The organism is Micromonospora sp. NPDC048930 (genome assembly GCF_043197935.1).
GTDB lineage: Bacteria > Actinomycetota > Actinomycetes > Mycobacteriales > Micromonosporaceae > Micromonospora.
In genome coordinates, this window is record NZ_JBICUB010000006.1 from 333,495 (window position 1) to 345,746 (window position 12,252).

The window sequence follows — 12,252 nt, forward strand, 5'->3', positions numbered from 1 at the left end:
AGAGCGCTGTGAGGGCTTCCACGGATCTCGACGCGCTGGCGGACTTCTTCGACCGGTACGGCGTTGCCCTGACCACCGGCGACCTGCCCGCCATCGCCGCCTGCTACGCGCTGCCCGGGCTGGTGGTCGCCGACACCTACAGCTTCTCGTTCAGCTCCCCGGCCGCGGTGGCGCTCAGCTTCGTCGGGGCGGCCCCCGACTACCAGGAGCGGGAGCTGGTCGCGGCCAACGCGCAGATCGAGGACGTGCAGCAGGTCTCCGCGCTGCTCACCGAGGTGGCGGTGCGGTGGGAGTTCCTGGACAGCCAGGGCGGGGCGGTGCCCGGGGAACGCTACCGCTACCTGCTGCGGGCCACCGACGGCGGCCCGGCCATCTGCACCGTCATCCGTACCGCCTGACCGGGATCAGTTCGGGCACGGCGCCGAGTAGGCCACGTCGGCCGGCGGCGCGGGAGGCGTGGCGTCCGCCGCCCGCCGGGTCCGCCGGACCGGGGTCCGTCGCCGGCCCGGCCGGGGGCGCGGGTCGACCGCGGTGGACAGGTCGGTGACGAACTCGTCGATGACCTCCTTGGTCACCCCGGGCATGCAGATCAGGTGGCTGCGCCCCGCGCTGCTGGCCAGCACCCACTTCGCGGTCACTTCGGCGGGCGGGGTCGGGAAGACCACGGTGAAGGCGTGCTCGTGCCGCCAGGCCGGCCAGTTGACCTCGTTGAGCCGGTCCACCGCGTACGCGGCCAGCTCCCGGGCCCGGTCCGCGCGTTCGCGCAGGCCAGCGTGGCCGAGGCGGCGGATCGCGTACCAGAGCAGCAGCGCGGGGTGGCCGCTGCGCGAGCCGCTGATCGTGGTGTCCACCGTGGCCGTGTAGTTGGGCGTCTGGCCGAGCTGCTGCTGGAGGGTACGGCGGGTGAGCACGACCCCGCACGGGACCGGGGTGCCGAGGAACTTGTAGCCGGAGATGGCGATGCTGTCGACGGCCGAGTCCAGCCGCAACGCGCTCCGGCCGTCCGCGAGGGCCAGCGGGACGCCGGCGAGCGCCCCGTCCACGTGCAGGTGGTGCCGGACCGCCGCCCGCGCCAGGACCCCCCGGATGCGGGGTACGTCGTCGGCGGCCTCGGTCATCGTGGTGCCGCAGGTGGCCACGACGATCGCCGGCCGGTCCCGGTGCTGGTCGACCATCCGGGCGAGGTCGTCGTAGTCCATCTCCCCGCGTTCGTCGCTGCGGATCACGAGAGAGTCCAGGTCGAGGATGTCCACGCACTTGGGCACGGAGTAGTGCGCGTCGGCGGAGTAGTAGACCAGCCCCTTCGGGAACCGGGCGCGGGCCAGGTAGAGGGCGTAGAGGTTGCCCTCGGTGCCGCCGGAGGTGAGGTAGCCCCACCGGTCGCCGGGCGGCGCCTGGAACAGGTCCCCGAACCAGTTCAGCACCTCCCGCTCGTAGCGCTTGGTGTGGTTGGCCCCGGCCGGGTCGGTCCACGGGTCGCCGATGTTGTTCAGCAGGGCGCCGAAGAGGGGTGCGAGCGGGCTGTAGTCGATGTCGGTGGCGACCGGAAAGCCGATGTGCGTCGTCCGGCCGGCCGCGGCGGCCGCGCGTACCGCGGCGATTTCGGCGAGGAGGTCCTCCGGATCGGCGGCGGCATCGTCATGACACGGGTCGGCTGACAACACGGCGCTCCTCATCGTCCGGTGCAGCGTGCACGGCGCACAGAGTGGACCATGAGTCACGGAGAGCGGGCAAGCGTTACGAAGCCGGCCACCGGTCGTCCACAATCGACTCGCTGCTTCGAAGGCGATCGACGATGCCGGCGGACCGCCGGCCGGTGAGTCGGGCCGCTCCGGCCTGGGCATTGTGTGCGGACAGTTGATAACCCGTGCACCCAGTGAAATCATCGGCCGGGCGAATCCCAGCTAGCCAGGAGCTACCACGTGTCGCAGGATCACCGGTCACCGCTGTCGCGTCCGTCTTACGAGGACCGCCGTGACCACGGCGCGGCCACCGGGCCCAGCTACCCGCCGACGGCGTCACCGGTGAGGCCGCCGGCACGCTGGGGCAGGCTCGGCAGCGGTCCACTCCCGACGGACGGTGCCGCTGGGCGCGGCCACGTGGCCCCCGGCTACGGCGCCCCGGAGACACCGGGCTACGGCGCCCCCGAGGCCAGCTACGGCGCGCCGGCGAGTACCGCCGGCGCCGAGGCGCCCCGGTACGGAGTCCCGACGCCGGCCTCCGGTCCGGGCGTCCCGCCGGCCCAGGCGTACGGTGCCCGGACCCCGACCGGCTACGCCGGGGCGGACACCTCCGCGTACCCCGCCCGGGATCTGCCCCGCTACGGCGCGCCGGAGGCCCCCGCCCATCCCACGCCCCAGGCCGGCGGCCACGGCACGCACGGGGCACCGCGCTACGGCCCGCCGACGACCTCCGGACCCGGCGGTCCGGCGACCTGGCCGGCGCCGGCGCCGAGCGGGGGACACGTGGCCGCGACCGGGCAGCCGGCCGCCGGCGGGGCCGAGCCGGCGGCCGGCGGATACTCCAGCCAGGCCGTCCAGAACCAGATCCGGCAGGCGGTGGTGCACCGGGTGCAGTACGCCAACGCCCTGCACGCCTCGCACTACTGGGACCTGCGCCGGACCAAGCCGGTGGGGCCGCACGCCCTGGTCTTCATGTACGCCAGCCTGGACCCGACGTTCTCCAACCCACGTAACCCGTACTACGAGATCAAGGCGGCCTCCCGGTTGTTCCGGGACGGCGCCGACGTGCAGGACCTGCCGGCGCTGCTGCACGAGCTCACCGAGATCGCCAAGGGCTACCTCGCCGACGGCCGGGTCTTCGACCCGGTGGCCCAGATGACCCAGGCCGCCGAACCGATGCCCGCCGACGCGACGTACGTCGGGATCGCCGTGTCCACCCTGCTCGGCACCGTCGATGACATCGGCGGCCAGCCGGTGACGGCCGTCGGCGGGATGGGCATTCCCGGCCGGGCCCTGGTGGTCCTGTCGGACCACAACCTGCTGGTGGTCGAGCGCCCGGCACGGGCGCACGAGCAGGTGGAGGTCTACTCCACCTTCCCGTACACCACCAGCGGCGGCGTGGAATACCGCAGCTGGCGGTCGTTCAGCCAGGAGCAGCAGGCGGAGCCGGCCTGGCACTGGTTGCAGCTCCTCAACCAGTTGGTGCTGGCCGGGCAGGAGCGCAAGGCCACGGCCACCGCGGCGGCGGGGGGCGGCGGCCGGCGCCGACGCTGAGCCGGACGACGGCCCGTCCCGGGAACGTGGGGCGGGCCGTCGTGTGTCGGCAGGTCTAGAGGGAGCGTCCGACCAGGTCCTGCTCGATCACGGCGAGCGGGCGTGGCTGCCCCTGGCCGACGTTCTCCAGCACCTCGGGACGGCTGGCCTTCAGCACCGCCGCCCAGATCAGGCCGATCACCGCCGCGGCGGCCACCGCGCCGGGGACCAGCCACTTCGTCGTGGAGTCGTCCGGGGCGCCGAGCACGGCGGAGAGGTTGACCAGGGTGGTCAGCAGGGCCGCCCCGACCAGCACCGCGCCGACCAGCGGGGCGATCGTCCGCTGCCATGCGTTCTCGGTGGTGCCCCCGCCCCGGCGAAAGAAGGCGACCGCGGCGAGCGAGGTGACGGCCATCATCAGCAGCACCGCGATGGCCGCGACGCCGGAGAGCCAACTGAACATGATGGCGACCGGGTCCGCCCCGCTCAGCGCGAAGACCAGGATCACCGGCAGGGCGATCGCCGACTGGAGAACCGAGCCGGCGACCGGCGCGCCGCCCCGGCCGATCCGCTCGAACACCGCCGGCAGCACCCGCTCCCGTCCCAGGCTGAACGTGTACCGGGCGATCGAGTTGTGGAAGCTGACCATGGCGGCGAAGACGCTGGTCACGACGAGGACGGTCGCGACGCCGCCGAGCAGGGGGCTGGCGTGCGCCTCGAGGATCGAGAAGGGCAGCCCGGCCGACGGATCGCGCGACTGGTCCACCACCTGGTCCGGGCCGACCGCCACGGCCAGTGCCCAGGCGGCGAGCGCGTACAGCACGCCGAGCAGGATCAGGGCGGAGTAGGCGGCCCGGGACACCGCCTGCGGGGAGCGCGACTCCTCCGAGTAGACCGCGGCGGACTCGTACCCGACGAAGGACGCCGCGCAGAAGGCCACCACGCCGCCGATGCCGGGCACCAGCAGGTTGCCCGGGTTCAACGGGGCGAAGCTCACCGAGCCGCCGGCCGGGTGGGTGAACGAGGTGACGATGAAGAGCAGGATCACCGCGACCTCGACGGCCAGCACCGCGCCGAGCAGGCCGACGCTGATCCGGGCCTTCAGCACGCCGACCGACGCGACGCCGGCCCAGGCGACCAGGGCCCAGGCCCACCAGGTGCCGCCCACGGTGCCGGTCATGACCGCGCCGAGCAGCCCGTAGAGGCAGATCTGGATGGCGTTGTAGCCCAGCAGCACGACAGGGGCGGCGACCACTCCCCAGAAGCGCCCGAAGCCGGCCGCGAGGGCGGCGTAGAAGACGCCGGCGCTGGACACGTAGCGGGCCATCGCCAGGTAACCGACGGAGAAGAAGAGCAACGCGGCCGCGATCACGAGGAAGCCGAGCGGTGTGCCGGTGACGCCGGTCGAGGCGTACGTGGCGACGATCGCACCGGCGAGCACGGCCATCGGGGAGGAGGCGGTCGCGCTGAACACCAACAGGGCACCGGTCCCGAGGGACTTCCTGATGAGCCCGGTTGGCGCGCTGGCAATCTGCATGGAAGGTGCTCCGAGTCGGGGTGAGGGGCTGGGGGTCGTTGCGGGGACGGACGGGCCGGCGGCGGTCCGGTTCAGCGGTGGTGGCGTGGGCGGGGCGCGTCGACGACGGCTCCACACTGGACGGTTTCGAGGACCTTGCGCGACATTGCCCAGTTCTGGGCCATTCAGGATCTCCAATCCATGAGCCCGGACAGATTAGCCGACGACTCCGCGCGACCCCGCACGTGCGCCTCGTGGTGGAAGCCCCGGGACGGACGGGCTGCCGGGGCCGAACCGCCGCCCCCGGTCAGCCGTTCTCCGGGTCCCGTCGACCGGACGGACGGAAGGCGGCGGGCGCACTGCGCACCGCCGGGAGCCCTGGCTACGCTGGCACGTCGGCTTCGGCGAGGGGGGACTTGATGAGTGTCGAGCAGGGGCGGCCATCCGGGGCGCCGTCGGCACCGCGGATGCTGACCTCGGTGCCGTGGATCGTGGTGCTGCTCGGCGTCGGCCTGCTGGCCAGCCTGCTGGTCGTCGCCCTGTTCTCGCTGCGCGCGGAGGAGCGCCGGGCCGTACCGGCGTCCCTCGACCCACCGATCTACCTGCCGACCATCGGGGCGGGGACCACCGCGCCGTCGAGCGGCGCCCCGCCGGTGGCCGCCGAGAGCACGGCGTCGCCGACCGCTCTCTCGCCCAGCCCCCGCCCATCGGCGACGGCCGGGGCGCCCTCGGCGTCCGCGCTCGTCGCCCCGGCCGTGCCCCGGAACGGCACGGTCACCGCCCGGTACCAGGCGACCGACAGCGGCCGGGACTGGTTCGAGGCGCGGTTGACGGTCACCAACGGTTCCGGCCGGAGCCAGGGTTGGCAGGTCGAGCTGTACTTCACCGGCAACGTGAAGGGTGTACGGGCGTCCGCCACCTCGGGAGTGTCGGTCACCACGATGGGCAGCGGCGTCTTCGTGCTGCGCGGCATCGGCCCCCTGCCGTCGGGGGAGACCGCCGTAATGAACCTGCGGTTCACCCGTACCGGCAGTGGCGACCAGCCGGGCCAGTGCACGGTCAACGGCGCGGACTGCGTCATCGCCTGAACACACCGCACCGGTGAGCGTGCCGGGTGACGGGCCGGACGCTTTTCCGGCATTGCTCCTGGTCGCTACGCTCACCGGACTGGACCGACACGGGAGGGCCATGTCCGGCACGCGTCGCGTACGCCCGTCTCTCGGTGCCGCCATCGCCTCCTCGCCCTGGATCCTGGTCTCACTCGGTGTGATCGTCATGGTGGTGCTGCTGGTCGTCGCGCTGAACGCGGCCCGGGACCGCCGGACGTACACGGAGGTCCCGCCGCCGGACGCGCCGATGTCCCTGCCGGGCCTGCCGGCCACGACGGCCTCGCGCCCCCCGACCTCGGCCGACGCCCCCGTGCCGCCCGGGCTGTCGCCCCGGTCGACGGTTCCGCCCAGCCGGTCGGCACCCGGGCCGCCGGCCACCGGCCACGGCAGCGGGCGTCCGGCGCCGACCCCACCGCCGCCGGCGTCCCCGGTGACCGGGCGGTACGCGGTGGTGAACCGCTTCGAGACCGGTTTCGTCGGCGAGGTGCTGATCGGCAACTCCGGCCCGACCGCGCTTGGCTGGACGGTGCGGCTGACCGTCCCCGGTGGACGGGTGGCCGACACCTGGGTGGTGGATGCGGAGCAGGGCCGCGCCAGCGTGTCCGGCGGCGACCTGACGTACCGGAGCGGGGTGGACCTGGCGGCCGGCGCCTCGGTCCGGCTGCGCTTCCGGATCGAGCCGGCCACCACGACCAGCCCGGACCGCTGCACCGTCAACGGCGTGCGCTGCGCCGGCTTCTGACCCGGGCGCGACGCGCCGATCGTGGGCCGGGTCGTGGTCCGCAGCTGCGGTGGTGGGTCCCACGTTTTGCAAGTTTGCTGCTTTGTTGCGACTTGGTTTGCAAGGTATTGCAGATTGTTTCGGCAAGGGCTAGCGTGCGGGCGAATCAGCGACCAGAGAAAGGCCGTCGATGAAACCCCCGCCGATATCTCGCAAGGCCCTGCTCGCCTTGGTCTCCTCGCTCGTGCTCACCCTCGTCGGCGTGCCGGTGGCCATCCACCAACTGGGTGCCGACGCCCCCGACCGCGCGGCCACCCCCGACGTCCTCGCGGCCGCCGGCGCGCCGCAATGGGGAGCGGAGCCGTCCGCGGAGACGCTGCTCAAGGCCGGCAGCAACAGCGCCCGGGCCGAGCAGTTCTACTTCGTGCTGCCCGACCGCTTCGCCAACGGCGACCCGCGCAACGACACCGGCGGCCTGACCGGCGACCGGCTCACCACCGGCCTGGACCCGACGGACAAGGGCTTCTACCACGGCGGCGACCTGAAGGGCGTCATCGACAAGCTGGACTACATCCAGGGCCTCGGCACCACCGCCATCTGGCTCGCCCCGGTCTTCAAGAACCGACCCGTGCAGGGCACCGGCGCCGACGTCTCCGCCGGCTACCACGGTTACTGGATCACCGACTTCACCCAGGTCGACCCGCATTTCGGCACGAACGAGGAGCTGAAGAAGCTGGTCGACCTGGCCCACCGACGGGGCATCAAGGTCTACCTCGACATCATCGTCAACCACACCGCGGACGTGATCCGGTACGCCGAGAACAAGTACGGCTACGTCGACAAGAAGACCGCGCCGTACCGGGACGCGCAGGGGCGGGCCTTCGAGGACCGCAACTACGCCGACGGCACCCGCGACTTCCCGCAGGTCGACGAGAAGTCGTTCCCGTACACCCCGACCTTCGCCAGCGCGGCCGACGCGAAGGTGAAGGTCCCGGCGTGGCTGAACGACCCGACGATGTACCACAACCGCGGCGACTCCACCTTCGCCGGTGAGAACAGCGAGTACGGCGACTTCTTCGGCCTCGACGACCTGTGGACCGAGCGGCCCGAGGTGGTCCGCGGCATGACCGACATCTACGGGCAGTGGATCGGCAAGGCCGGGGTCGACGGCTTCCGGCTGGACACCGTCAAGCACGCCAACCTCGAGTTCTGGCCGCAGTTCACCCGGGGCATCAAGCAGGCCGCCGAGCGGGCCGGCAAGCCTGACTTCTTCATGTTCGGCGAGGTCTACAGCGCCGACCAGGAGATCGAGTCGACGTACGTGCGGCAGGGCGGCCTGCCGGCCACCCTCGACTTCTCCTTCCAGGAGGCGGCGCGCGGCTACACCGCCGCCGCCGGCTCCGCCAAGGCGCTCGCCGACGTGTACGCCAGGGACGACCTCTACGCGGCCCGCAACACCGACGCCAACCGGCTGACCACCTTCCTCGGCAACCACGACATGGGCCGGATCGGCTCGTTCGTCGCGGCCGCCGGCGGGGACGACGCCAACCAGCTGCGCCGCGACCAGCTCGCCCACCAGCTGATGTTCCTCACCCGCGGCCAGCCCGTCGTCTACTCCGGCGACGAGCAGGGCTTCACCGGCCCCGGCGGCGACAAGGACGCCCGGCAGGACATGTTCGCCTCGAAGACGGCGGACTACCTGGACGACGACCTGATCGGCACCACCCGTACCCACGCCACCGACCAGTACGACACCACCCACCCGCTCTACCGGACCATCGCTGAGCTGGGCCGGCTCCGGCAGGCCCACCCGGCGCTGCGGGACGGCATCCAGGTCACCCGGTACGCGGCCGACGGCCCGGGCGTCTTCGCCTTCTCCCGGATCCTGCCGCAGGACCGCACCGAGTACGTCGTGGCGGTGAACAACGCCGACACCGCGCAGACTGTCAGCGTGGACACCTGGTCGGCCGGTGCCACCTTTACCGGCATCTACGGCGACTCCGCCACCGTCACGGCGGGCGCCGACGGCAAGCTGACGGTGACCGTGCCGGCCATGTCCGCGGTGGTCCTGAAGGCCGACCGGGCGATCCCGCAGGCCGACGCGGCCCCGCAGGTCACCATCACCGAGCCGGGCGACGCCCCGGTCGCCACCACGGCCGCCGTCACCGCGCAGGTCACCGGCGACCCCCTCGCGACGGTCACCTTCGCCGCCCGGGTGCCCGGCGGCAAGTGGACCCTGCTGGGCACCGCGCACCACGCCCCGTACACCGTCCACCACGACCTGACCGGCCTGCCCGGCGGGACGAAGGTCGAGTACAAGGCCGTCGTCCGCGACGGCAAGGGCCGGATCGCCGAGGCCCGGTCCACCGGCGTGGTCGGCACCCCGGCGCAGAGCGCGTCGCGGGACTGGGCGGTCGTGCACTACCAGCGGCCGGCCGGCGGGTACGCCGACTGGGGCCTCTACACCTGGGGCGACATCGACCCGGCGTACCAGACCGACTGGCCCAACGGGCAGCCCTTCGCGGGTGAGGACTCCTTCGGTCGGTTCGCCTGGGTCAAGCTGAAGCCGGGCGCGAAGTCCGTCGGCTTCCTCGTGGTCGACTCCCACGGGACCAAGGACGTCGCGAACGACCGCAGCATCGACGTGACGCAGACCGGTGAGGTCTGGGTCAAGCAGGGCGACCCGACGCTCTACCCGACCCGGCAGGCCGCCACCGGCGAGCCCGACCCGCCGGTGGACCAGAGCACCGCGGTCATCCACTGGCGCAAGGCGGACGGCGACTACGCCGGCTGGGGCCTGCACCTGTGGGACGGCGCGGCCAACCCCACCGACTGGGGCAGCCCCCTCAAGCCGGAGAAGATCGACTCCTTCGGGGCGGTGTTCCGGGTGCCCCTGGCCGCCGGGGCCACCGGGTTGAGCTACATCGTCCACAACGGCGACACCAAGGACCAGCCCGACGACCAGCGGCTCGACTTCGCCACCGCCGGGCACGAGATCTGGCTGCTGGCCGGGGTCAAGGGCCGGCTGCTGCCGTCGACCGCCTCCGGCGTGGCCAAGGACCTCGACATCACCAAGCAGAAGGCGCAGTGGATCGACCGGTCCACCGTCGCCTGGCAGACCGGACCCACCGACGGCAAACGGTACGCCCTGGTCGCCGCCCCGACCGGCGGGCTGAGCATCGCCGACGGGGAACTGGCCGGGACGTACACCACGCTGCCGCTGCGGGCGCAGCGCAACGGGCTCACCGAGGCCCAGCGGCAGGCGTACCCCCAGCTCTGGGCCTACCACGCCTTCACGCTGGACCCGGCCGACCTGGCCAAGGTGCCGGCGGCGCTGCGCGGGCAGCTCGTGGTGACCGAGCGGGACGCCGAGGGGCACCTGCTCGGCGCGACCGGGGTGCAGATCCCCGGCGTGCTCGACGACGTCTACCGGGCGGCGACCTCGGCCAAGCTGGGCCCGACGTTCGCCGGCAAGGTGCCCACCCTGGCCGTCTGGGCGCCGACCGCCCGCACCGTGTCGCTCCAGCTCTTCGACTCGCCGACGGCCGAGCCGAGGACCGTGTCGATGAGCCGCAACGACACCACCGGCGTCTGGTCGGTGCGCGGCACCCGGGCCTGGACCGGCAAGTACTACCGCTTCCAGGTGGAGGCCTGGCAGCCGGCGGTGCAGAAGATCGTCACCGCCGCGGTGACCGACCCGTACTCGGTGGCCCTGGCACCGAACTCGACGCACAGCCAGATCGTCGACCTGGCCGACCCGGCGCTGGCCCCGGCCGGCTGGGCCAACCTGCGCAAGCCGGCGGCCGTGCCGTCGTCGCGGGCGCAGATCCAGGAGTTGTCGGTCCGCGACTTCTCCGTCGCCGACAGCACCGTGCCGGCCGAGCGGCGCGGCACGTACCTCGCCTTCACCGACCCGGGCACTGCCGGGATGAAGCACCTGAAGGCGCTCGGCGACGCCGGGGTCAACTACCTGCACCTGCTGCCGGCGTTCGACTTCGCCACCATTCCCGAGCGGCGGGCCGACCAGGCCCAGCCCGCCTGCGACCTGGCCGCGCTGCCGGCGGACTCCGACCAGCAGCAGAAGTGCGTCACGGCGGTGGCCGACAAGGACGGCTACAACTGGGGGTACGACCCGCTGCACTACACCGTGCCCGAGGGCGGCTACGCCGTCGACCCGGCCGGGGCGAAGCGGACCACCGAGTTCCGGCAGATGGTCGCCGGGATCAACCAGGCCGGCCTGCGCGTGGTGATGGACGTGGTCTACAACCACACCTCGGCCGCCGGCGTCGATCCGAAGTCGGTGCTCGACCAGGTGGTGCCGGGCTACTACCAGCGGCTGCTGGAGGACGGCAGCGTGGCCAACTCGACCTGCTGCGCCAACACCGCCCCGGAGCACGCCATGATGGGCAAGCTCGTGGTCGACTCCCTGGTCACCTGGGCCCGGCAGTACAAGGTGGACGGCTTCCGGTTCGACCTGATGGGGCACCACCCGAAGGCGAACATCCTGGCCGTACGCGCCGCGCTGGACCAGCTCACCGTCGCCCGTGACGGCGTGGACGGGAAGAAGATCCTGCTGTACGGCGAGGGCTGGAACTTCGGCGAGGTGGCCAACGACGCCCGGTTCGTGCAGGCCACCCAGGCCAACATGGCCGGCACCGGGATCGGCACCTTCAACGACCGGCTCCGCGACGCGGTACGCGGCGGCGGCCCGTTCGACGGCAACCCGCGGATCCAGGGCTTCGCCTCGGGGCTCTACACCGACCCGAACGGGGACGGCGTCAACGGTTCGGCGGCGGAGCAGAAGGCCCGGCTGCTGCACCAGCAGGACCTGATCAAGGTGGGTCTGGCCGGCAACCTGCGCGGCTACCGGTTCACCGACTCGTCGGGCAAGCCGGTCACCGGCGCCCAGGTCGACTACAACGGCTCACCGGCGGGCTACACCGCCGCGCCGGGCGAGGCGGTCACCTACGTCGACGCGCACGACAACGAGATCCTGTACGACGCGCTGGCCTACAAGCTGCCGCAGGGCACCTCGGCGCAGGACCGGGCCCGGATGCAGGTGCTCGCCCTGAGCACCGTGGTGATGGGGCAGGGGACCGGGTTCGTGACGGCCGGCTCGGAGCGGCTGCGCTCCAAGTCGCTGGACCGCAACTCGTACAACTCCGGTGACTGGTTCAACCAGATCCGCTGGGACTGCGCCCAGGGCAACGGCTTCGGGGCCGGGCTCCCGCCCGCGGCGGACAACGAGAGCAAGTGGTCGTACGCCAAGCCGCTGCTGGCCGACCCGAAGCTGGTGCCGGACTGCGCGGCGGTCGACCTGGCCGACGCCCGGTACGCGGAGCTGCTGCGGATCCGCGCGTCCTCGCCGGTGTTCGGGCTGACCACCGCGGACCAGGTGCAGCAGCGGGTGGCGTTCCCGCTGTCCGGGGAGCAGGAGACCCCCGGCGTGATCACCATGACCCTGGACGCCCGGGGCCTGGACGGGAAGTGGAAGTCGGTGACCGTGGTCTTCAACGCCACCCCGGCGGCGGCGACGCAGACGGTGACCGGCCTGCGCGGGGCGGACGTTGGGCTGCACCCGGTGCTGCGGAACTCCGCCGACCCGGTGCTCCGCACGGCGTCGTTCGACAAGGCCAGTGGCGCGTTCACCGTGCCGGCCCGGAGCGTGGCGGTCTTCGTGCAGAGCTGACC

At 72.7% G+C, this 12,252-nt stretch carries 7 protein-coding genes; 5 read left to right on the forward strand and 2 right to left on the reverse strand.

Annotated features, from left to right (window positions below; translation table 11 throughout):
- Window positions 1-8: 8 nt before the first annotated feature.
- Entirely contained in the window at window positions 9-398 is a 390-nt protein-coding gene (locus tag ACGFI9_RS18485; protein WP_393179193.1) for a hypothetical protein, read from the forward strand.
- 6 nt (window positions 399-404) lie between these two features.
- Here the strand turns inward: ACGFI9_RS18485 and ACGFI9_RS18490 are convergent, their stop codons facing one another.
- Window positions 405-1,661, reverse strand: coding sequence for a histidine decarboxylase (locus ACGFI9_RS18490; protein WP_393179194.1), 1,257 nt, complete (start codon window positions 1,659-1,661; stop codon window positions 405-407).
- A gap of 438 nt (window positions 1,662-2,099) precedes the next feature.
- Between ACGFI9_RS18490 and ACGFI9_RS18495 the strand changes: the two genes are divergently transcribed.
- On the forward strand, window positions 2,100-3,236 hold the full coding sequence (locus tag ACGFI9_RS18495; RefSeq protein WP_393179195.1) for a hypothetical protein: 1,137 nt from the start codon (window positions 2,100-2,102) through the stop codon (window positions 3,234-3,236).
- A 55-nt stretch (window positions 3,237-3,291) separates the two neighbouring features.
- Here the strand turns inward: ACGFI9_RS18495 and ACGFI9_RS18500 are convergent, their stop codons facing one another.
- Window positions 3,292-4,689, reverse strand: coding sequence for an APC family permease (locus ACGFI9_RS18500; protein WP_393179196.1), 1,398 nt, complete (start codon window positions 4,687-4,689; stop codon window positions 3,292-3,294).
- Window positions 4,690-5,150: 461 nt separating this feature from the next.
- Between ACGFI9_RS18500 and ACGFI9_RS18505 the strand changes: the two genes are divergently transcribed.
- From ACGFI9_RS18505 to pulA, 3 genes are all read left to right on the forward strand, one after another.
- Window positions 5,151-5,819 carry a hypothetical protein gene (locus ACGFI9_RS18505; protein WP_393179197.1) on the forward strand — a complete coding sequence of 223 codons (669 nt, stop codon included), beginning with the start codon at window positions 5,151-5,153 and terminating at the stop codon, window positions 5,817-5,819.
- 100 nt (window positions 5,820-5,919) lie between these two features.
- Window positions 5,920-6,582, forward strand: a complete 663-nt coding sequence (locus ACGFI9_RS18510; RefSeq protein ID WP_393179198.1) for a cellulose binding domain-containing protein — start codon at window positions 5,920-5,922, stop codon at window positions 6,580-6,582.
- A gap of 169 nt (window positions 6,583-6,751) precedes the next feature.
- On the forward strand, window positions 6,752-12,250 hold the full coding sequence (pulA, locus tag ACGFI9_RS18515; RefSeq protein WP_393179199.1) for a pullulanase-type alpha-1,6-glucosidase: 5,499 nt from the start codon (window positions 6,752-6,754) through the stop codon (window positions 12,248-12,250).
- Window positions 12,251-12,252: the final 2 nt, after the last annotated feature.